General features: G+C 70.3%; 21 protein-coding genes. 7 read left to right on the top strand and 14 right to left on the bottom strand.

Features of this window, described 5'->3' with window-relative positions; translation table 11 throughout:
* Nucleotides 1–85: 85 nt before the first annotated feature.
* Entirely contained in the window at nt 86–1,519 is a 1,434-nt protein-coding gene (locus ACZ7OU_RS43665; RefSeq protein ID WP_470245278.1) for a neutral zinc metallopeptidase, read from the top strand.
* Nucleotides 1,520–1,570: 51 nt separating this feature from the next.
* Here the strand turns inward: ACZ7OU_RS43665 and ACZ7OU_RS43660 are convergent, their stop codons facing one another.
* Nucleotides 1,571–2,551 (bottom strand): tetratricopeptide repeat protein, encoded by a 981-nt coding sequence (locus tag ACZ7OU_RS43660; RefSeq protein WP_470259787.1) that lies wholly within the window; start codon nt 2,549–2,551, stop codon nt 1,571–1,573.
* Between the two features lie 92 nt (nt 2,552–2,643).
* On the opposite strand from ACZ7OU_RS43660, the gene ACZ7OU_RS43655 reads away from it, so the two are divergent.
* A complete protein-coding gene (locus ACZ7OU_RS43655) occupies nt 2,644–3,051 on the top strand; it encodes a hypothetical protein (RefSeq protein ID WP_470245280.1) in 408 nt (135 codons plus the stop codon).
* Here the strand turns inward: ACZ7OU_RS43655 and ACZ7OU_RS43650 are convergent, their stop codons facing one another.
* Nucleotides 3,052–3,354: a thiamine-binding protein gene (locus ACZ7OU_RS43650; RefSeq protein WP_470259786.1), complete on the bottom strand. Its 303-nt coding sequence runs from the start codon at nt 3,352–3,354 to the stop codon at nt 3,052–3,054. It lies immediately after the preceding gene.
* Between the two features lie 77 nt (nt 3,355–3,431).
* Between ACZ7OU_RS43650 and ACZ7OU_RS43645 the strand changes: the two genes are divergently transcribed.
* Complete coding sequence (locus ACZ7OU_RS43645) at nt 3,432–3,932, top strand: MarR family winged helix-turn-helix transcriptional regulator (RefSeq protein ID WP_400884185.1); 501 nt, start codon at nt 3,432–3,434, stop codon at nt 3,930–3,932.
* A gap of 57 nt (nt 3,933–3,989) precedes the next feature.
* Here ACZ7OU_RS43645 and ACZ7OU_RS43640 read toward each other — a convergent pair whose 3' ends face one another.
* From ACZ7OU_RS43640 to ACZ7OU_RS43585, 12 genes are all read right to left on the bottom strand, one after another.
* Nucleotides 3,990–4,361: a DUF3817 domain-containing protein gene (locus ACZ7OU_RS43640; protein ID WP_470245282.1), complete on the bottom strand. Its 372-nt coding sequence runs from the start codon at nt 4,359–4,361 to the stop codon at nt 3,990–3,992.
* A 216-nt stretch (nt 4,362–4,577) separates the two neighbouring features.
* The gene (locus ACZ7OU_RS43635) at nt 4,578–6,992 is read right to left on the bottom strand and encodes a GH92 family glycosyl hydrolase (RefSeq protein WP_470259785.1); all 2,415 of its coding nucleotides are present in this window, start codon (nt 6,990–6,992) and stop codon (nt 4,578–4,580) included.
* 76 nt (nt 6,993–7,068) lie between these two features.
* A complete protein-coding gene (locus tag ACZ7OU_RS43630) occupies nt 7,069–7,491 on the bottom strand; it encodes a hypothetical protein (RefSeq protein ID WP_470259784.1) in 423 nt (140 codons plus the stop codon).
* Nucleotides 7,488–8,585, bottom strand: coding sequence for a hypothetical protein (locus ACZ7OU_RS43625; protein WP_470259783.1), 1,098 nt, complete (start codon nt 8,583–8,585; stop codon nt 7,488–7,490). The genes ACZ7OU_RS43630 and ACZ7OU_RS43625 overlap by 4 nt, the downstream gene beginning before the upstream one ends.
* 9 nt (nt 8,586–8,594) lie before the next feature.
* Nucleotides 8,595–9,596 carry a hypothetical protein gene (locus tag ACZ7OU_RS43620; RefSeq protein ID WP_470259782.1) on the bottom strand — a complete coding sequence of 334 codons (1,002 nt, stop codon included), beginning with the start codon at nt 9,594–9,596 and terminating at the stop codon, nt 8,595–8,597.
* Nucleotides 9,597–9,612: 16 nt separating this feature from the next.
* A complete protein-coding gene (locus ACZ7OU_RS43615; RefSeq protein ID WP_470259781.1) occupies nt 9,613–10,470 on the bottom strand; it encodes a phage distal tail protein in 858 nt (285 codons plus the stop codon).
* Entirely contained in the window at nt 10,452–11,984 is a 1,533-nt protein-coding gene (locus ACZ7OU_RS43610) for a phage tail protein (RefSeq protein WP_470259780.1), read from the bottom strand. The genes ACZ7OU_RS43615 and ACZ7OU_RS43610 overlap by 19 nt, the downstream gene beginning before the upstream one ends.
* On the bottom strand, nt 11,984–12,262 hold the full coding sequence (locus ACZ7OU_RS43605) for a hypothetical protein (RefSeq protein ID WP_470259779.1): 279 nt from the start codon (nt 12,260–12,262) through the stop codon (nt 11,984–11,986). Before ACZ7OU_RS43605 ends, ACZ7OU_RS43610 begins: the two co-directional genes overlap by 1 nt.
* A gap of 98 nt (nt 12,263–12,360) precedes the next feature.
* Complete coding sequence (locus ACZ7OU_RS43600; RefSeq protein ID WP_086673097.1) at nt 12,361–12,669, bottom strand: hypothetical protein; 309 nt, start codon at nt 12,667–12,669, stop codon at nt 12,361–12,363.
* A 16-nt stretch (nt 12,670–12,685) separates the two neighbouring features.
* Nucleotides 12,686–13,249 (bottom strand): phage tail tube protein, encoded by a 564-nt coding sequence (locus ACZ7OU_RS43595; RefSeq protein ID WP_470245290.1) that lies wholly within the window; start codon nt 13,247–13,249, stop codon nt 12,686–12,688.
* Between the two features lie 30 nt (nt 13,250–13,279).
* Nucleotides 13,280–13,699: a hypothetical protein gene (locus tag ACZ7OU_RS43590; RefSeq protein ID WP_470259778.1), complete on the bottom strand. Its 420-nt coding sequence runs from the start codon at nt 13,697–13,699 to the stop codon at nt 13,280–13,282.
* Between the two features lie 161 nt (nt 13,700–13,860).
* A complete protein-coding gene (locus ACZ7OU_RS43585; protein WP_470260160.1) occupies nt 13,861–17,085 on the bottom strand; it encodes a GH92 family glycosyl hydrolase in 3,225 nt (1,074 codons plus the stop codon).
* A 313-nt stretch (nt 17,086–17,398) separates the two neighbouring features.
* On the opposite strand from ACZ7OU_RS43585, the gene ACZ7OU_RS43580 reads away from it, so the two are divergent.
* Genes ACZ7OU_RS43580 through ACZ7OU_RS43565 form a run of 4 tightly spaced genes read left to right on the top strand, consistent with a single transcriptional unit; the run spans nt 17,399 to nt 21,217 of the window.
* Nucleotides 17,399–18,382 (top strand): LacI family DNA-binding transcriptional regulator, encoded by a 984-nt coding sequence (locus ACZ7OU_RS43580; RefSeq protein ID WP_285484432.1) that lies wholly within the window; start codon nt 17,399–17,401, stop codon nt 18,380–18,382.
* Complete coding sequence (locus ACZ7OU_RS43575; protein ID WP_470259777.1) at nt 18,379–19,416, top strand: class I mannose-6-phosphate isomerase; 1,038 nt, start codon at nt 18,379–18,381, stop codon at nt 19,414–19,416. Before ACZ7OU_RS43580 ends, ACZ7OU_RS43575 begins: the two co-directional genes overlap by 4 nt.
* Entirely contained in the window at nt 19,413–20,177 is a 765-nt protein-coding gene (locus ACZ7OU_RS43570) for an ATP-binding cassette domain-containing protein (protein ID WP_470259776.1), read from the top strand. The genes ACZ7OU_RS43575 and ACZ7OU_RS43570 overlap by 4 nt, the downstream gene beginning before the upstream one ends.
* Nucleotides 20,174–21,217 carry an ABC transporter permease gene (locus ACZ7OU_RS43565; protein ID WP_470245294.1) on the top strand — a complete coding sequence of 348 codons (1,044 nt, stop codon included), beginning with the start codon at nt 20,174–20,176 and terminating at the stop codon, nt 21,215–21,217. The genes ACZ7OU_RS43570 and ACZ7OU_RS43565 overlap by 4 nt, the downstream gene beginning before the upstream one ends.
* Nucleotides 21,218–21,252: the final 35 nt, after the last annotated feature.

The raw sequence follows: 21,252 nt of genomic DNA, 5'->3' as shown, positions 1-21,252 counted from the left end.
CGGGGATAACGCGCACACGCCCCGTAAGCGCTGGGTAGGGTCCTGCCCGTCGGGTACGCGCAGGTCGGGAGTGGAGCACGTGAAGATGACCCCAGGGGGAGGACGGCGCGCGCTGGTGGCGTTGCTGGCCGTCGCGGCGGTGGCCGTGAGCGGGTGCAACGACAAGGGCGGCGCGAGCGGGGACCCGAGCAAGGACACCGGCGCCGGGTCCGTCGCCGGGCTGCCGGTGACGCACTTCGAGAGCGGCCTCAAGCCCGACGCGCCCACGCCGACCATCGACGTCAAGAACGCCGACGGCGGCGAGGACGACAAGCTCGCCACCGCCGCGATCGACGACGTCCAGACGTACTGGAACGAGCGGCTGCCCGCCGACTTCGGGGAGCAGTTCCAGCCGGTGAAGTCGCTGCTGTCCTACGACTCGCAGACCGACACCGAGAAGACCGGCTGCGGCAGCGTCAAGAAGCTCGTGAACGCCTTCTACTGCTCGGTCGACGACTCGGTGGCGTGGGACCGCGGCGTGCTGCTGCCGATGCTGCGCCAGCGGTTCGGGCCGATGTCCGTGGTCGTCGTGCTCGCGCACGAGTTCGGTCACGCCGTCCAGTACCGGCTCGGCGACAAGGCCAACATGACCAAGAGCACCCCGACCGTCGTGAAGGAGCAGCAGGCCGACTGCTTCGCCGGCGGCTACTTCCGCTGGGTCGCCGAGAACAAGAGCAAGTACTACCAGGTGTCGACGTCCGAAGGCCTCAACCAGGTGATGGCGGCGATGTTCCTGATCCGCGACCAGGCGGGCACCAGCGGCGCCGACCGCGGCGCGCACGGCACGGCGTTCGACCGCACCTTCGCGTTCCAGACCGGGTTCGAGAAGGGCCCCAAGGAGTGCGCGGCGATGAACACCGAGAACGTCAAGGCCCGGCTCACCGAGCGCCCGTTCGACGCGGGCGACAAGGGCAAGGGCGACGCCAAGTTCACCGAACAGGCCGTCGAGCTGCTGAAGAAGAGCCTCGACGAGGCGTTCAAGGGCGCCGGGGTGGCCGCGCCGGAGATCGCCGACGGCGGCAGCTGCCAGACCACGCCGCCCGCGTCGTACTGCCCCGACAACAACACGGTCGCCATCGACCTCGCGAAGCTGGCGGAGCTGGCCCAGCCGATCGACCGCGACGCCGAGATGAAGGGCGAAGACCCGGGCGGCATGGGTGACTTCGCCGCGTTCTCCGAGGTCGCGTCGCGGTACGCGCTGGGCATCCAGAAGGGTGTCGGCGCGTCGATCGACAACGCCAACGCGGGGCTGCGGACGGCGTGCCTGGTGGGCGCGTGGGCCGCGTTCACGAACCGGCCCGGGGACCTCCGGCTCTCGGCGGGCGACCTCGACGAAGCCATCGCGGACCTGCTGCAGCCGGAAAGCCTGATCTCCGCGGACGTCAACGGGAAGCGCCCGGACAGCGGCTTCGACCGCGTCGAGTCGCTGCGCCGGGGATACCTCGAAGGCTCGTCGGTCTGCTCGAAGCAGTACGCCTGAGTTCAGGGAAAAGGCCCTCCACCGCGCGGTGGAGGGCCTTTTTCGTGCGGTCTAGAAGAGGGCGCTCGCCAGGTCGCGGCGGGCCTTCATGACGCGGTCGTCGGCCGGGTCGAACAGCTCGAACAGCGCCACCAGGTGCTCGCGGACCCGGTTGCGGTCGTCGCCCGCGGTGCGGCGGACCGTGTCGATCAGGCGCTTGAAGCCCGCCTCCACGTTGTTCTCCGCGATCTCCAGGTCGGCCGCGTCGAGCTGGGCCGACAGGTCGGACGGGTCCGCGTCGGCCTTCGCGCGCGCCTCCGGGTCGGCGGCTTCGGCGCGGGCGGTGAACTTGACCTGGGCCAGGGCGTTCTTCGCCAGCTCGTTCGCCGGTTCGACGTCGAGGATGCGCTCGTACGCGGCCTGCGCGCCCTCGAAGTCGCCACGCTCGAAGGCCTCCTCGGCCTCGGTGAAGCGCGGGTCCTCGGGCTCCTCGACCGGGCCTTCACCGTTGGCCTCGGCCTCGCGGATCCCGGGGAGCTTGTCGCGCAGGGCGTCGAGCAGCGCGTTGATCCACTTGCGGATCTCGGGCTCGGGCAGCGCGCCGGAGAAGGCGTCGACCGGCTGGCCGCCGCCGATGGCGACGATCGTCGGGATGGACTGCGCGCCGAACAGCTGCGCGATGCGCGGGTTCGCGTCGACGTCGACCTTCGCCACGACCCAGGCGCCGCCGGACTCGGCGGCCATCCGCTCCAGCACCGGGGACAGCTGCTTGCACGGGCCGCACCACTCGGCCCACAGGTCGACGATCACCAGCTGGTGCAGGGATCGCTCGACGACCTCGGTCTGGAAGGTGGCCTCGGTGACATCGATCACGGCCTCGGACGAACCCGGGGCGGGCGGCGGCGGGGCGTCGCCACCGGCCGGGCCGGCGGACGGGGCCGGCTGCCTCTGCGCCGTTTCGGCGCGGGCCTTGAGCGCGGACAGGTCGACCGCGCCGGAAAGGGCGGCGGACAAGGCCGCTGACTTCGCTGCAGATCCGCGTGGTTGGCTCACGCCTCCATCCTGGCACGCGCGCCGGAGGAGTTTCACGGGGTGCCCGGCCGGTCCGCTTGGCAGGACGGCGCCGCTGGGGCAGGCTCGGCCGGGTGCACATCCGGCGTGACGTGAAGGTGGGCCTGTCCATCGCGGCCGCCGTCCTCTGGATCGGCGCCGTGACGCTGCTCATCGTGCACGAGCCGGACCCGGGCGCCGCGTCACCCGGCGAGCTGCGCGACCGGCTCGCGGCGGCCCTGTCCGGGCACGACGCCGACGCGTTCGCCGGCCTGCTCGACTACCCGGGTTCCGGCGGCGGCGACTTCGCGAAGGACTACGTCACGGTGCTGGCCGACCACGGCGTCCACGACGTGCGCGTGGAGCTGGGGCCGGACGCGGCAGCGCCGTCTCGCGCCACGGTCACGGGCGCGCTCGGCGACGGCAGGCCGTTCAGCTACCCGCTGACGGTGAGCACGGAAGACGGCCGCTGGACGGTCGCCTTCACCCCGCCACTTCCGTGATCAGGATTCGCGCAGGTGCGCTTCGATGCGGTCCACCTTGGCCTCGAGCTGGTCTTCGAAGCCGGGGCGGATGTCGGCCTTCAGGACCAGGCCGACGCGGGCCGAGCCCTCCCCCGCCGCCTCGACCGCGCGCTTGACGACGTCCATGACTTCGTCCCACTCGCCCTCGATGTTGGTGAACATCGCGTTGGTCGAGTTGGGCAGCCCCGACTCGCGGACGACCTTGACGGCGCGGGCGACGGCCTCGCTCACCCCGCCGTCGGGCTCCCCGCCGGACGGGCTCACGCTGAACGCGACGATCATGTCGGAAGTCCCTTCTTCGGTGTTCTTTCCGCCGGTCGGGCGACACCCGCCGGTACCCGCTGGTAACTTCGCGTGTCATGAACCGTCCGCTGCCGTTCGACCCGATCGCCCGCGCGGCGCAGCTGTGGGAGGCCCGGATCGGGCCCTCCGGCACCATGGCCGCGGTCACCGGGGTGATGCGGGTCCAGCAGATCATCCAGTCCGCGGTGGACGGCGCGCTCAAGCCGCACGGCCTGACCTTCGCCCGGTACGAAGCACTGGTGCTGCTCACCTTCGCCCGCAGCGCCAGCCTGCCGATGCGGGTGATGGGCGAACGGCTCCAGCTGCACCCCACCAGTGTCACCAACATAGTCGACCGGCTGGAGAAGGACGGGCTCGTGAAGCGCGTCCCGCACCCGACCGACCGCCGCACGACACTCGTCGAGATCACCGACGAAGGCCGCAAGCGCCGCGAGTCCGCGACCGTCGCCGTCAACGACATCGGCTTCGGGCTGACCGGGCTCACCGACCGGCAGACCGAGCAGCTCACGGACCTGCTGACGAAGGTGCGCCGCGCGGCCGGCGACTTCACGGAATAGCCGCCGGACGAGAAAGGGCCCGCACCTGCCGGTGCGGGCCCTTCTCACGTACTGGGATCAGACGGCCACGGCCTCCGGGGCCTCGACCTGGAACAGGCCGACGCCGCCGTGGGACAGCCGCTGCGGGCCGTCGAGCTTGCCGTTGCGCAGCGCCCACTTCTCGAACAGCCACGTGAACAGCGGCGGGATGCTCGCGAGCAGGGCGAGGACCAGCGTCTTCGGGCGCCAGCCGAGGGGCTTCGCCACGGACAGGGAGACGACCACGTAGAGGACGAAGATCACGCCGTGCACCATGCCGATGACGGGCACGCCGCCCTCACCGGAGGAGTGGACGACGTACTTGAGGAACATCCCGACAAGCAGTGCCGCCCAGGAAAGGGCTTCGGCAACCGCGGCCACGCGGAAAACTAGAGCGGCCTTGTTGGACACTTCTTCCTCCTGTGGGGTCTCACCACGTTTTGGTACTGACACAACAAACGCCCGACGCACCGTCCAAGGCGGACTGCCTGTGGACGTCAACGGCGCTGTCGGACGTGCTGATACCCAGTGTGAGGCGTGACGGCCCTCACGGGAACACCGGGGCCCGTGACCCTCCTCACGACCGTGGTCCGATGTGGTCTGGACCACGGCCGTGAGGGTCGGTGACTACCCCGCGCAGGGCGAAGGCGGGGCCGACGACGGTGATGTCGCCCACGTCGCCTTCGCCGCGTCCGCGGTGAGACCGAAGTCGAGCGTCGTGCCACGCTTCAGCTGGTCCACGTTGACGTACACGCGGTCACTGGGATTCGAGCCGACCTTGAGGCCCGAGACGTACTGCAGCTTCGAGCCGTCCGCGCCCGGCGCCTTGATCGTGACGTCGCGCCCGTTCTCCAGGTGCAGCACCGACTTCTCGAACCGCGGCGCGTTCAGCACGAAGTTCCCAGTCCCTGGGACGGCGGGATACATCCCCAGCGCGCTGAAGACGTACCAGGCCGACATCGTGCCGAGGTCGTCGTTCCCGGTGACGCCGTTGGGAGCGTTGGTGAACAGCGTGTGCGCCGCCCGCACGACCGTCGACGTCTTCGCAGGCTGCCCGGTGAGCGCGTACATCCACGGCGAGTGCAGGTCCGGCTCGTTGTTCGGGTTGTAGCGGAACTGGTCGTAGTAGTCGTACGGGCCGACGACCCAGTTCTCGCGGACCGCCGTCGCCGGGTTCTTCACCAGTTCGTCGTAGGCGAAGAAGTCGTCGAGGCGCTTCCCGGTCGCCGCCGCGCCGCCCATCCGCTGCTCCAGGCCGGGGATGTCCTGCTGGACCAGCCACTGGTACTGCCACGCGGTGCCCTCGTGGAAGCCGTCCTGGCTCTGCGGGCTGTACGGTCCGGACGCGGGCGTGAACCAGTCCCCGCCGGCGACCTTCGGCCGGAAGAAGCCGGTGAAGCCGCGGTCGGTCTGCGTTTCGTCCCACAGCGTCCGGTAGGTCCGGCCCTTCGCGGCCAGCGCGGCCGCGTCGTCCTTCTTGCCGAGTGCCGCGGCCATGACCGACAGCGAACAGTCACCGAGCGCGTACTCCAGCGTCGCCGAAGCGCCGTGGTTCGGATCGGTGTCCTGACCCTTCTTCGGGAAGTTCGGGTCGTACTGGACGAAGCCGTCGGCCTGGTAGCTCGCGTTGCCGGAGCGACCCTGGAACGGCGACGACGCGGGCGGGATCTGCGTCGAGTTCTGCAGCAACGCCTGGTAGGCGCGCATCTCGTTGCCCGACAGCGCACCGAACCGCCAAAGGTCCACGAGGAACGGCGTGACCGGGTCACCCGTCATCGTGTTCGTCTCCTGGCTCGCGTACGCCCACCGCGGCAGCCAGCCGCCCTGGTCGTGGATGGCGAGGATGCTCTTGGCGACGTCCTTCGCGCGGTCCGGCCGCAGCAGCGCCAGGAGCTGGTTCTGCGTGCGATAGGTGTCCCACAGCGAGAAGAAGTCGTAGTAGGTCCAGCCGATCGCGCGGTGGATCTTCTTGTCGAAGCCGTAGTAGCGGCCGTCGGCGTCGTTCGCGGTCAGCGGCTGCAGCAGCGCGTGGTAGAGCGAGGTGTAGAACACCGTGCGGTCGTCGGTCGAGCCGCCCTTGATGTCCACGGTGGACAGCTCACGGCGCCAGGTGCGCTGCGCGTCGGCCTTCGCCGCATCGAACGACCGGATGTGCTCCGACGCCAGGTTGACCCGCGCGCCCTGCGCGTCCACCTGCGAGATCGCCGTGGTCGCGGTGACCTGGCTCTGGCCGCCGAACGTCAGCCACGCGCCGCGTAGTCCGGCGCCGCCTTCGGATGAGCGGCTGCCCGGCGTGCCGCCGGTCGGCGACCACGTGCCCGAGGACTTGAAGGGCTTGTCGAACTTCGTCGTGAAGTACGTCGTGTAGGCCTTGCCACCGCAGAAGGCCTGCGACTCCACGGTTCCTTCGACAGTCCGGTCGTCGACGACGCGGATGCTGCTGCCCGTCACCGGCTCCTTGTCGTTGGCCTGCCCGACGTTGACGAAGACGTTGGCGTCACCGGGTTTGGTGAAGGTGTACCGCTCGACACCGGCGCGCGTGGCCGCGGTCGTCTCGACGTCGACGCCGCCGTAGCTGGTCAGGTGGACCTTGTAGTAGCCGGGCTTGCCGACCTCGCCGTCGTGGGTGAACGGCGCCGCGTACTGCTTCTGGTCGAAGGTGGCGGGTTTGGTCGTGTCGAACGCCTTGCTGGGCCCGATCTCCCCGGTCGTCGGCAGGGTCGAGACGAGGCCGCCCTGCTCCCAGCAGCCCGCGCCGGAGAGGAAGAAGTGCCCGAACCCGCGGATGGCCGTGTCGGTGTAGCGGTAGCCGGCGTAGTGCGAGGTGATGGGGCTGACCTGCGTCATCCCGAACGGCGCCGACGCGCCGGGGAACGTGTTGCCCTCGTCCTGCGTGCCGATGAACGTGTTGACGGCGTCGAGGGCGTCCCCACCGGAAGCTTCCGCCACGACAGGACTCACCCCCGTCGCCACCACGGCGAGCGTCAACGCGCCCGCCAGGACCTTGCTCTTCACCGATCTTCCTCCTGCCAACGATGTCATCCCCGAGGACACCTTCGGCAACGCCCGACGAACCGGTCAAGAGGGCGGTGAATACCTGTCTCGTTCCGGACAGTGGTCAGCCGGCGAGCGCGAAGGCCGCCACCCGCACCGTCCCCGCGGCCCCGGTTCGCCGCGCTTCGACCACCAGCTCGGTCAGTGCGGCGCTCGCGGTGACGGTGACCTCGTGCCGGCCCACCTCGACGGTGGCCACCGCTTCCCCGTCCACCAGCACCCGGGCCTCGCCCGAGGTGTCCGCCACGACGTCCAGGACGACCAGGACTTCGCCGGGCCGGGTGAGCAGCCGGACCAGCGGCGTCCACTCGGCGGAATCCGTACCGGGCCACTCCTGCGGCCGCGCGGGCTGGAACGCCGTGACCGGCGCCGGGGCGCGGGCGGCGGCGAACGTCGTGGTGCGGCGCGTGCTTTCGAGCACGCGAAGACGCCGCTGGATCTCCCGCAGCACCGAAACCAGCGTGTCCGGCTGGTTGACGCGGCTCACGAAGGCGCCAGCAGGGGTGCGACGGTCAGCACGACCTCTTCCTGCCCGGCGTCGTCGCCGGGGGTCACCGCCAAGCCGAGCAGCCGGACGGTCACGTCGAGCTGGTCGCCGGCGAAGAACGGGTCGTCGACGACCACCCGCACGTCGTCGCCGACCGAGTACGAGCCGACGACGGGATCGAGGTCGGCGCGCACGGTCAGCTCGGGCAGCGCGACCGGCCGCCGCCGGGCGGCGAGCTCGCCGGCGACGTGCGCGGTCAGCATCGCCGCGTCCGCCGTGTCCACCGGAGCAGCGGCCGCTTCCAGCAACGGCCAGCCGGCATCGTGCGCGGCGGGATCGGCCCGCACGACCACCCCGCCGGCCCCGGTCCCCAGCACGCGCGTGGCCATGTTCGCCGCGTCGCTCGGCCAGACGAAGTCCACCAGGTTCGCGCCGTACTCCCAGACGTAGGCGTCCGCCCCGGCCGCGGACCCCAGCCGGGGGTAGCCGAGGTTCAGCAGGCGTTCGGGGACCCCACCGGCGTCGTAGCGGACGTCGAAGGCGAAGTCGAGCCCGTCGTCGGTGTTGGCCAGGTCGCGCAGGACCTCACCAGCCACCTTGAGATCGGCGGGCGCGTAGCTCAGGGCGCGGGTCACGCCGGAGGTCGCGGGGCCGGTAACCCGCACGGCCAGGTCACCGTCCACGTGGGACTGCACGAGACCGACCAGCTGCCGGGCGACGCCGAGCTGGTCACCGACGAGGGGAACGGTCGCCGTGAGGTCCGCGGGGTTGAGCACGAGCCGGTGGTCGAAGTAGGACAGGAAGTCGGCGGCCCCGAGCTCCAGCACCCCGCCGGCGGCGCTGTAGCGGCTGGTCCAGACGATGCCACCCCAGAGGAGGTCGCCGTCCCGGTCGACGTAGACGGCGCAACGCCCGGGCTCGGCGAGCACGCGGGGTTCGCGGATGCGGATTTCGGGGTCGTCGACGCGGAGCCGGCCGCGGAACGAGCCGGCGTCGTTGAGCTTCTTGTCGAAGGAGACCCCGGAAAGGGGGAGCTCGTCGAGGATGGTGCCGGTCCGGAGATCGGCGATGAGGTAGGTGTAGGTCGCGCCCATCCGGTTCGCCTAGTCGAAGATCGTCGAGTTCGGGAAGGACAGCCCGTCCAGGGAGAGCCAGCTGGGATACGTGAACGGCGACGCGGTGGACGAGTTCAGGAGCACCTTGCCGTCGATGGCCACCTCCACTCGATAAGCGGCACCGCCTCCCATGGCGATGAGCACCGCCTGCGCCGCGGGCACGCTGACCGGAGTAGCAGGGCCGGGCAGGGGCAGCGCGGCGATCTGGATCGGCGTGCCCGAGACGTTGTCCGGCCGCTTGATCATGCCCCGCAAGTGCACCCACCCGTCCTCACCGACCAGGTAGCCCGGTGGGTGGTAGGCCACCGGGCCGGCGGTGTAGGGCGCCCAGCCGAGGGTCAGCTGCAGCGGCTGCCACTGGTTACGGGGCTGCTTGAACCGTTGCCAGCCACCCGCGCGGAAGACCTGCAGCTCACCGGAGTCCAGCCGGTAGGCGAACTGGCCCGGGCTCGCCTGCGCCGCCGTCGGCAGCTCGGCGGCCGTCCGGACCGGCAGGATGCCCCCGGCGGCAGCCGTGAACTTGCGAAGATCGGTGACCGCGGGCTGCTGCCCCGGCTTGACCGAGATCTGAGCCAGTTTCAAGGAGATCGGCCCGGGTTTGGGCGGCACCGGGGTCGTCAGCGGCTGGCCAACGTAGAGCTTCACCGCGAAGCCGTCGTCGACAACCTCGGCCACCACCAGGTCGAACCGCCCGAGCGACGCGTGCGCGGCCGGGAGCGGCATTGTCTGCACGGCCTCGAGGGTGACCACGTACGGTCCGGCAGCCGGGTCGTCGGGATCCGTGACCACCGCCTGGAACGGCTGCACGGTCACCGAGTTCGTGCTCGCCGTCACCTGGCCCGGGTCCGCCCCCGCCGGGCGCACCCCCGGCCGCACGCGCACCGCGTCCAGGGCGTCGCCCGAGCCTTCGCCCTGGAGGAACACGGCGTTGGCGAGCCGCGCTTCGCTCGCCTGGACGCCGTCCACCCAGACCGGTTTCCGTTCGACCATGGTCTTCCGTCCCCCTCTAGATCCAGGCGTCGTGCCAGCTCGCGGTGAGCGTGGCGGACGCGGTTTCGTCGAACGCGCCGAAGGTGACCGTGGTGGCCCCCGGTTTCAGCCCGAACCAGCGTGATCCGGGGACCAGGGCGGCCCGGCGGGACGCCTGGTTGTAGATCACCGTCCGGGCCGCGGTGTCCACGCTCAGCTCGTCCCCTTCGACCAGGGAAAGCGAAAACTCGAGCCGGTCCCCCGTGGCGGTGTTCCGGAGCACCGGCCGCACGCAGGGGCCGGTGATCGTCCACAGTGGCCACGCCGTGGCCGTGCCCTGGTTGGCCAGTACGAGCCGGCCGTCCGAGGGATCGCCGAACCGGACCGGGAACCGCACGGGGAAGGCGATGCCGGGCCCCGGCCGCGGGAGCCCGCACGTCAGCCGGTGCTGGTCGCCGTAGCGGAGCGGGTCCGGGGCGGTGACCTGCACCGACCAGTCGAAGCTCACCGGCGTCGTGTCCACGATCTTGATCGCCGACGACAGCCGCACCCGGGCGCTCCGGCGTACCGTGCGCTCGGCTACCACGAGCGGTGTCAACCGGGTGCCGTCCGCGAGCAGGGCGGCCATGCGGTCCTTGGCCCGCTCTCGGGCCGAGCCGTCCGGCGCGATCGCCGTCCCCTCCAAGGTGATCACGCGGGCCGACCGGAACGACGGCGCGTCGAAACTGCCGTCGCGCTGCGGGCGGTCGGACAGCTCCAGCCGCACCCCCGGGCCGCCGGACCAGCCGTCCTCTTTGGTCACCCACCACTCGACGCCGTCGGGGTCGATCGTGTTTCCCGCCCAGCCGTCCACTTCGTACACCGGCAGGACCAGGGTCACCGCTTCGCCGCCCATGCCACCTCCCTGGCCGCGATGCGCCCGATCTCGTACTCCGACTGCCCGGCCCGCGGGTGCACGTTCACCGTGACCGCACCCGCCGCCGCGGCGGGCACCGCGCGGGCCAGCGGGCCGGTCACCGTGGCCGCGAGGGTCGTGCGCAGGGCGGCGAGCGCGGGCGCGATGGTCGCCGACTTCGGCAGCGGCACCAGCTTCGTCATCGCCTCGGCCACCCGGTCGCGAGTGGAGTCGATGCCTGTGGTGAGCCCGGCGCCGATGTCGGTGCCGATCTGCGCCATCACCCGCGACGGCGAGCTGATCCCGAGCGCCTTCCGGATCGGGCCGGGGATCTTGTCGATCACGGAGTTCTGCAGCGTCGAAACGATGCTGCCCGCCATGTCGCGGATGCCGTTGAGGAAACCCTCGATCACCGACTTGCCCGCGTCGTAGAGCGTCCGGCCCAGGTTGCCGAGCGCCTTGACGATCCGGCCCGGCAGCTCCTTCACGAACCCGACGATGCCGGACAGCGCGCCGCTCACCGCCGTCTTCGCCTGGTCGAACGCGCCCTTGACGATGCCGGCCACCTTGCCGACGCCCTTGACCGTGCCGACCACGGTGTTCACCGCGCCGGTGACGACCGTCTTCACGGCGTTCCACACGGTTTCGGCCACCTTGCGGGCCGCGCCGAAGTAGGTGCTCACGTAGTCGCGGACCAGTTTGGCCGCGACTTGGACCACTTTGGACACCGCAGGCCAGACCGCGTTGATGATCTCGCGGACCTTGCCCATCGCGGCGGTCACGACCGACCGCACCGCGGCGAAGGCCGCGTTGACGATGTTCCGGAACGTCGTACTTCGCTGGTAGGCGAGGATGAGCGCCCCGACGAGCAGGGTGATGATCGTGACGACGAACCCGATCGGGTTGGCCCGGAACGCGTCGCCGAGCCCTTTCACGGCGGCCTTGAAGATCACGGTGATGGCCGTCGCGGCCTTCTGGATGTTCGAGAACGTGAACGTCGACTTGGCGAAGTCGAGCACGGCCTTCGCGCCCTGCACCGCCCCCTGGCGCACGGCGTTGAAGCCCTGGATCAGGTTCGTCTTCATGGCGGTCGCGAGGTCCCGAACCATGCCGGGCACGCCGGCGACCATCTGCTTCAGGTCGCGGCCGAGCTTCGTCGCCTCCGTCGCGCTGTCGCGCAGGCCGGTCCGGACGTCCCGGATGGACGCCGGCAGCTGCTTGACCGCGGCGCTCGTCTCCTTGAGCTGCTTGGCGCTGTCCCGGATCGCGACCGACGTGGTCTTGACCGCGTCCGTGTAGCCGACGACGTCGGTGACGGCCTGGGTGACCGCCGGGTGCGTCGCCTTGAAGCTCGTCGTCATCTCGGCGAGCTCTTTGTCGACACGCTCGGCGAACTTCGTGGATATCTTGTTCGCGGCGCCGGCGACGGCGTCGGTGATCGACTTCTGGATGCCGGCCACCAAGGCGTTCGTCTGCGCCTGCGCGCCCGTGACGGCGGAAGCGGGTTCGGGCATCAGTCACCTCCTCGTGCGGGCGCGCCGAAGAACGCGGCGATCTCGGCCGGGGTGGCCGCGGGGTCCGGCTCCGGTTCGACGCCGGGCCGCGGCACCGGCCGCGGGCGCGGCGGCGGCTCGGCCTGCTCGCCGGAGTTGGCCGTGACGAACAGCCAGTTGCCGACCGCCAGCTCGTCGACGGCGCCGGCGAGCAGGTGCTCGGTCAGGCCCCACTCGGCCGCGTCCCCGTGCAGCGCGCGCACCAACGCGGACTCCCGGGGCAGGTGGCGGATGAGCACCCGCAGCCGCCGCGGCGAAAGCCGGCCGCGGTAGTAGTCGAGCAGGTCGACCCGGTAGAACCGGAGCAGGTCGGCTTCGACGGCCTCGCCGTGCTCGCTCAGGAGCGCGTCGAGGCCGAGGATTCCCCCAGCGCCATACCGGTGTCGCGACCGTAGGCCTCCAGCAGTGCCTGGACGTCCTGGACGCTGAGCGAGTGGTCGTCCAGCCGCTTGAACTGCTCGTCGCCGAGCAGGACCTGCAGCAGACCGTCCAAATCGGACGGATCGAGCGCCGCCAGCCTGCTCACCGCGTCCCTCGGCAGCTCGGTCGGCAGGCTGAAGGTGTCGCCGTCGAGCTCGAACTCCCAGCGCTCCCCCAGCGCTTCCAGGCGCTGCGCCCGGGCGGCGTTGACGTCGTACTTCGCCATGTGGTGCGTTCCCCCGTCACTCGGACGTCCCGGCGGCCGCGGCGGCCGCCTCGCTGATGGACCACTGCGCCAGCGGCTCCGACGCGCTGTTGATCGGCGTCATCGCCGTGAACGTCACGCCCAGCTTGATCGCCGACGTCCGCGTGATCGCGGTTTCGTCGGTTTCGGTGACCACCCCGCGCGGGATGTAGAACCGGTTCTTCACCGCGCCGTCGGAGAATTCGATGCCGAGCGCGCGCTCTTCCACCTTCGGCGCGGCGGCGATGTTGTACACACCGCCCGACGGCGGGGGCGAACTGAAGAAGAACTGCAGCGTGTCGCTGTTGATCTGCAGCAGCGAGAACTTCACCGAGAAGTCGCGATCGCTGAAGACGTACCGGATCGCGGCGACCGACTGCCACGTGTCCACCGGGTCGAGCTTGTCCTTCTTGACGAACTTGACCCCGTCCGCGGTCGTGTAGCCGAGGTCGGTCCACGGCGACGCCCACTCACCGGTGAAGTTCATCGGGGTGTGCGCCGGGGCCACGTAGACGGCTCCGGTTCCGGCCACCCGGATTTCGCTGGCGTTCAGTCCTGGCATGAGCAGCCCTCCCACTGCGCCGCCGGCCGGTCAGGCCGGTCTGGATACGACTTGCGCGACGAACCGGTACCGCATGACGTACCGGTTCGCGTCGGAATGCCTCCGGTCGAGCACGAAGCACGGCCCCTGGAGCTCGGTCGTGTCGGGGAACACCGTGCCGCCGGAAACGCCCAGGAGCGGCAGCACACCCCGCACGGCCAGCGCGACAGCGTGCGCGGCGGTCTTGTCCGGACCGTAGGAGTCCAGCCGCACTTCCGCGTTGTCGAGCCGGTCGTCGTCGAGGTAGACGCCGCCGAGCCGGGTGAGCACGACAGCGCGCTGGGTGCCGTCGAAACCCGGCGGGACCGACGATCCCACCGGGATGCCGGACAGCTCGGGCCGGGCGCGGAGGAACTCCGCGACGGCCTGCTCGACGTCCGGGAACACCAACGGTTCCGGCGAAACCGGCACGCGCGACCCCACCTCCCCACTCCCCTTGGGCCGGATCAACGTAACGCAGAGATCATCGCGAGTAAGGGGCCGAACGGGGGATGACACTGGCCGGATCCGGCCATTCCGCCGGCATGGGAACGGCCCCCTCCCGTGCGGGAGGGGGCCGTCGTCTTCGTGGGTTATGCGCCGATACCGATGGCGAACACGTGCAGTGCGCCGCCGCTGACGTTCGACGGCAACGTCACGCTCGCCACCGTCTTGCCCGCGTCGAGGGTGATCGGGTTGGTGCCGAACACCATCGTGCGGATCTGCTGCGGGTCGCTGCCCGCGGCGTTGCGGTACGGCGTGGACAGCACGATCCGGTTGCCGAACGCCGGCTGCGCGCCGCCGCCACCGAGGGTCCAGTCGGAGAACCCGATGGTCGCGGTGGACGTGCTGCCGTCGGTGTAGGTGATCGTCAGCGTGCCGGACGCATTGCCGTTGGACGCCGAACCGAGGAACGCCAGCCGTCCGGAACCCGTGACGTTCACCTTCTGGCCGCCTGCGACCACGTTGTCCGGGTCTCCGGCCGGGAACGACGGCCAGGTGAACTTGATGCCGTCACTGGTCACCGTGCCGCCCGGGGTGGCGCCGGCCGCGGCCAGCGCGTTCGCCGAGTAGCTCCAGCCGCCGCCGTCGAAGTTGGCCGCCGACGAGTCGGAGTCCGGCGAGATGCCCGCGTTGTCGACCGTGGCGAGCCAGCTGTTCGGCTGGGCCACGAGCACGGTCAGCACCGCCTGCGTCGAAGCCACACCCGGCGCGGAGAACGTCACCGGGATGCGGCGGGCGCCGTCGGCCAGTCCGGCCGGGACGGTCACCGTCACCTCGGCGTTGGCCTTGCCGCCCGCCGGGACGGCGATGCTGCCCGACGCCGGGGTCAGCGTGATCCCGTCGACGCTCGCCGCGCTGTAGGTCCAGGTCCGGGCGGTGCCGGAGAGGTCCTGGACGCCCACCGAAGCCTGGGACGTCGACCCCGCGGGTGTCACCGCGCGGGCCGGGTCCACAAAGGACAGGCTCGGCTTCTCCTGCTCGCGGAACGACGGCGGCGCGTCGGCCGCCGCGCTGCCCCACGCTGTCGCGGTGGCGGAGCGGGTGTAGTCGAGCGTGCCGCCGCTGGAGATCAGCGCCTCCGGCAGCCACGCCTTCGAAGCCGCGCCGCCGTTGACCTTCAGGCTGCCCACGTAGTCGCCGGTGCCCGGCGCGTTGATGGTGATCTTCTTGCCCGAGCCGGTGGTGAGCACGGCGTGCTCGAAGCGCGGCGTGACGAGCAGCGTCTCGGCGCGGCCCGGGATCTCCGGGTAGACACCGAGCGCCGACCAGACGTACCAGGCCGACATCTGGCCGAGGTCGTCGTTGCCGATCAGGCCTTCGGGACGCGGGTTGTACAGCTCGTCCATCGAGCGGTGCACGATCGACTGGGTCTTGGCCGGCGCGCCCGCGTAGGAGTAGACGTACGGCGCGTTGGAGTTCGGCTCGTTGCCCATGAAGGCGTACGGCTCCTGCGTGCCCGCGTTCAGCTGGGTGAAGAAGGTGTCCAGCCGCGACTGGGTCGCGGTGTTCCCGCCGAACGCCGTCACGACGCCGCCGAGGTCGTAGGGCACCATCCACTCGTACTGCGCGCCGTTGCCCTCGACCCAGCCCTGCGAGCTGGCGGGGTCGTAGGTGCCGGCGAACGAGCCGTCCGCGTTGCGCGGCTGCAGGTGACCGGTGCCCGGGTTGTAGAGGTTCTGCCAGTTCTGCGCGCGCTTCATGAACGTCGTGTACGTCGCGCTGTCGCCGAGGCGCTTCGCGAACTCGGCGATGGAGAAGTCGGCGCTGGTGTATTCCAGGGTGTCCGCGCCGGCGCCCGGCACGTAGCCGAGCTTCTGGTAGTCGTCGAGGCCCGGCCGCTCGGTGTAGCCCTGCGTCGGCTGGGTGGCGCCCTTGATCATGAGAAGCAACGCCTTCTGGGCGTCGAAGTCACGCGCGCCGAACGCGTACGCGCTGGACACGATGATGTGGTACGGGTCGCCGTTCATGACGCCGGTGTAGTCGTTGGCCACCGTCCAGCGGTCCCACGACCCGCCCTGCTCGGCGTAGGCCATCATCGACCGGACGATGTCCGAGGTCTCCTTCGGGTCGATCGTCGCCAGGAGGGGGACCTCCGAGCGGTAGATGTCCCAGCCGGAGAAGTTCGTGTACATCGCGTGGCCCTTGTCGGCCTTGTGGATCCGCCCGTCGAAGCCCGGGTACTGACCGTCCACATCGGAGAAGACGTTCGGCTGGATCAGCGAGTGGTACAGCGAGGTGTAGAACGTCGTCATGTCGGCGTCCGAGCCGCCGGTGACGGCGATCTTGCCGAGCTGGTCGTTCCACGCCTTGCGCGCGCTGGCGGCCACGGTGTCGAACGACTTCTTGGTGTTCTCGGCCTTGAGGTTGGCCTTCGCGCCGTCCACGGACACAAAGGACAGTCCGACCTGGACGTTCACCTGCGCGCCGTTGAGGTTCGCGAAGGTGACGTACCCGCCGCTGCCCGGACCGGACACGGTGGTGTCCTGCGTCTTGGCCTTGGCCGGGCGTGCGATGGAAGCGTTCACGCCGTTGGGCTGCGCGACCTTCGCCTTCGCGCCCCCGGTTTCGGCGGACTTGCCCGGCGTCACGGCGCCGTTCTTCCACGTGCCGATCGACTCGAACGGCGTGTCGAACTTGGCCGAGAAGTAGACGCGGTAGCTGTTCTTCGCGCCGCAGAACCGGCCGCTCGTGGCCCAGCCGCTGATGGTGTCCTTGCCGATGGTGATCGACGCGTCGTCGGTGCCGTTGACCGAGCCGGACGTGTTCACCAGCAGCGTCGAGGACGCGCCGGCCGGGTAGGACACCCGCGCGGAGCCGGTGCGCTGGGTCGCGGCCAGCTCGACCTTCGCTCCACTGTCGAGGGTGACGTCGTAGGCGCCCGCGGTCGCGTGTTCGTTGGCGTGCGAGAACTTCGACGTGTAGTGCGACGGGTCGGTGGCCGGCGAAGTCGTCACTTCACCGACATAAGGGATGAACGGGATGTCCTGATAGGTCGAACAGCCCGCGCCCGAAAGGTGCGTGAGGCTGAACCCGGTCAGGGCGTCGTCGTCGTAGAAGTACCCGCCGGGCTGGGACTTCACCGTGTCGGGACTCCACTGGACCATGCCGAACGGCGCCACCGCGCCCGGGAACGTGTTGCCGGCACCGCCCCCGGTGCCGTGGTCGGCGCCGCCGGGGCGGGTGCCGACGAAGGGGTTGACCCACTTCGCGAAATCGGTGCTCTGAGCTGCCGCGGCGGGGACAGCGGGAGCCACCGCTGCCGTCACCGCCAGTGTCAAAAAGGTCAAACCGGCTCTTAAGCGCAATCGCGCCATGGCCATCGCCTTTCACCTCGTCAGCGCGACCGGAAACGGTGTCATGACAACCTTGTCGCGCAGTCGGTCGAACCGGGCCACCTTGGGCAGCGGCTCACCAGACAGTCAAGGGTCCCGTCAAGACCTGTCCACTTCGGGACAGCATGATCAGCCGTCTGACCTACGACGTCGGTAGCCGAATCGGCACAATCCGCGCGCAGACCGTTGACAAGCCACGGGCGGGTGGCGTTCAATCCCGGTCACTATGACAACGTTGTCTCCTCCCGGCCGGGACCGCGACGGCGCACCGCGCACCGCGAGCAGGCGGGCCACCATGAGCGATGTGGCCCGGCTGGCCGGCGTGAGCATCAAGACCGTCTCGCGCGTGGTCAACGACGAACCGGCGGTGCACCCGGACACCGCCGAGCGGGTCATGGCGGCCATCGAGCAGCTGGGGTTCCGGCGCAACCTGGGCGCGCGCAACCTGCGCCGCGGGTCGACGACCGGGACCATCGGGCTGATCGTCGAGGACGTCGGCAACCCCTTCTACTCCGAGCTGAACCGCGCGGTCGAGCGCATCGCGACGTCGTTCGGGCGCCAGGTGCTCACCGGCTCGTCCGAGGAGAACTCCGACCGCGAGCGCGAGCTCGTCCTCGAGTTCTGCGCGCGGCGGGTGGACGGCATCCTCGTCGTCCCGGCCGGCCTGCAGCACGGCTATCTCGTGCCGGAGATGCGCGCGGGCACGCCGGTGGTGTTCATCGACCGCCCGGCGGGCGACATCGTCGCCGACACGGTGCTGGTCGACAACCTCGGCGGCACCATCGAAGCCGTCACCCACCTGGCGAAGCACGGCCACCGGCGGATCGCGTTCCTCGGCGACAGCCCGGACATCTTCACCGCGGCCGAGCGCCTGCGCGGGTTCCGCGAAGGCTGTGTCCGCAACGGGATCTCCTACGACGAGTCCCTGGTCTCCATGCGGACGCCGACCCAGGACTACATCGGCGACGCCGTGAAGCGCCTGCTGCACGGCCCGGACGCGGCCACCGCGGTGATCGCGGGCAACAACCGGGTCGCCGTGCACGTGCTGCGCGCGCTGGCCCACGCCGAGCAGCGCCCGGCGATGGTCGGCTTCGACGACTTCGAGCTGGCGGATCTGCTCGACCCGCCGGTCACCGTCGTCGCGCACGACGTGAGCGCGCTCGGCCACGCCGCGGCCGAGCTGCTCTTCGCCCGTGTCCAAGGAGATCAGTCCCCGCCCAGAAAGGTCGTCCTGCCTGTGCATCTCGTCGCCCGCGGCTCCGGTGAGGTCGCCCCGTGACCCTCGAACCCATCCGGCTCCCCGCCAACCAGCCGCCGCAGTTCTACCGCGGCGGCGACGCCATCGCGGCACTGCGCGGAGCGTCGCCGGAAAAGAAGTTCGGCCCGGAGGACTGGGTCGCCTCGGTGAGCACCATGTTCGGCCAGGACACCAACGGACTGACCCGGCTCCCCGGCGGCGACTGGCTGCGCGACGCCGTCGTCGCGAACCCGGCCGGCTGGCTCGGCGCCAAGCACGTCGAGGCGCTCGGGACGTCGACCGGGCTGCTGGTCAAGCTGCTCGACGCGGGCCAGCGGCTGCCCGTCCACTTCCACCCCGACGACGCCTTCGCGAAGCAGCACTTCGACTCGCACTTCGGCAAGACCGAGGCGTGGATCGTGGTCGGCACCTACGGCGACGACCCGCGCGTCTACCCCGGCTTCAAGGAGACGCTGTCCAAGGCGACGGTGTCCGAGTGGACGCGCGAGCAGGACGTGCCGTCGATGCTGGGCGCGCTGAACAGCGTCCCGGTGACCGCCGGCGACACCGTCTACATCCCGGCCGGGCTGCCGCACGCGATCGGCGAGGGCGTGTTCGTCGTCGAGCTGCAGCAGCCGACGGACTTCTCGCTCACCATCGAGTGGCGTGACTTTCTCGCGTCGCCGGAGAAGGGCCACCTCGGAATCGGGTTCGACACCGCCATCGAGGCGCTCGACACTTCCGGCTGGGACGCCGGGCGGCTGGACACGATCATCAAGCGCACCGCGGGCGACAGCGCGTCCACCGTCGACCTGCTGGCCGGCGGATCGGAGCGGTTCTTCCGAGCCGAGCAACTGCGTACGGACAAGACGACAACGTTGTCATTGGACCCGTCGTTCGCGGTGCTCGTCGTCCTCGACGGGGAAGGCACCCTGCGCACCGAGCACGGCGGCGAGCACGCGCTGACGAAGGGCGACACCTACGTCGTGCCGTTCGACGCCGGCCAGACCGAGCTGTCGGGCACGGCGACGGTGATCCGCTGCCGGCCGCCGGCACCGGAGGAGAGGCACGGATGAGCGAAATCCTGCTGGAAGCGGTCGACCTGACGAAGCACTACGGGTCGGTCGAAGCCTTGCGCGGGGCGGCTTTCCAGGCTCGCGCCGGCGAAGTGACGGCGTTGATCGGCGACAACGGCGCCGGCAAGTCCACTTTGGTCAAGTGCCTCTCGGGCGCGGAACAGCCGACGTCGGGAACGATCCTCCTCGACGGCAAGGAAGCGCACTTCGACTCGCCGACCACGGCGCGGCGGCTGGGCATCGAGACCGTCTACCAGGACCTGGCCGTCGCTCCCGAGCTGGATCCGGCGGCGAACCTGTTCCTGGGCCGCGAAATCCACCGCAAGGGCATCCTCGGCAAGCTCGGCATGATCGACAAGGCCGAGATGCGGCGCCAGGCCGTCGAGGAGTTCCAGCGCCTCGGCGTGACGCTGCAGAGCACCGACGTCCCGATCGGCTCGCTGTCCGGCGGGCAGCGGCAGAGCGTCGCGGTCGCGCGTTCGGTCGTGTGGGCGTCGAAGGTCGTGTTCATGGACGAGCCGACCGCCGCGCTCGGGGTCGTGCAGCGCGAGCGCGTGCTCGACGTCATCAAGAAGGTGCGCGACAAGGGCATCGCCGTCGTGCTGATCAGCCACAACATGCCCGAGGTGCTGTCGGTCGCCGACCGCGTCGAGGTGCTGCGGCTCGGCAAGCGCGTCGCCCGGTTCACCGGGCCGGACACGAAGCTCGAGGACCTCGTCGCCGCGATGACCGGGGCACTCGTGCAGGAGGAGGCCGCGTGAGCGCACCCACCCAGGACATCCAGGAAACACCCGAAGCGGGTTTCGGCAAGCGGCCGCTGGGCAAGCGCCTGGTGGAGGCCAACACGTTCTGGATCGGGCTGGTCCTGCTGGCCTTGGTCGTGCTCTTCAGCGTGATCGCGCCGGACACGTTCCCGACGCTGTTCACCTTCCAGACGCTGTTCATCGAGTCCTCGGTCCTGCTCATCCTTTCCGTCGGCATGACGTTCGTGATCATCACCTCGGGCATCGACCTCTCGGTCGGCTCGGTGCTGATCCTCTCGGGGATGGTCGGCGGCAAGACGATGGAAGCGCTGTCCGGTGGCGACGCGTCCGACGCGGGCTGGGGCGTCATCGTCGTCGGCCTCGTCGTCGCCGTGGTCACCGGCACGATCTGGGGCCTGATCAACGGCGCGCTGGTCGCGCTGGCCAAGCTCCCGCCGCTGATCGTCACGCTCGGCACCATGGGGGCTTCCCTGGCCACCGCCTACCTGCTCAACGGCGGTTCGGACCTGCGCACGGTGCCGGCCGAGCTCACGAAGACGCTGGGCTACGGCACCTCCTTCGGCGTGGTGCCGAACCTGGTGATCGTGGCGATCGTGATCACCGTCATCGGGGCCTGGCTGCTGCGGACGACGAAGTTCGGCCGCTACACCTTCGCGGTGGGCTCCAACGCCGAGGGCGCGCGGCGAGTCGGCATCGGCGTCACCGCCCACCTGCTGAAGGTGTACACGCTGACGGGTCTCCTGGCCGGGATCGCCGGGTTCCTCTCGCTGGCCTACTACAACTCGACCACCATCTCCGGGCACACCACCGACAACCTCAACGCCATCGCCGCGGTCGTGATGGGCGGGACCAGCCTGTTCGGCGGCGTCGGCACGATCCTGGGCACGGTGATCGGGGTGTTCATCCCCGCGGTGCTGCGCAAGGGCTTCAACATCATCCACGTCCAGGACTTCTGGCAGATGTTCATCGTCAGCTGGGTCCTGATCGCCGCGGTCTGGTTCGACCAGCGGCGCCGCAGCCGCCGCAACTCCCGCTGAGTTCCCCCGAGTACAAAGCTGAGTTCCCCCGAGTA

It is taken from the genome of Amycolatopsis sp. NPDC114505 (assembly GCF_055633615.1).
This window is presented reverse-complemented; position numbering and strand designations above follow the sequence as displayed.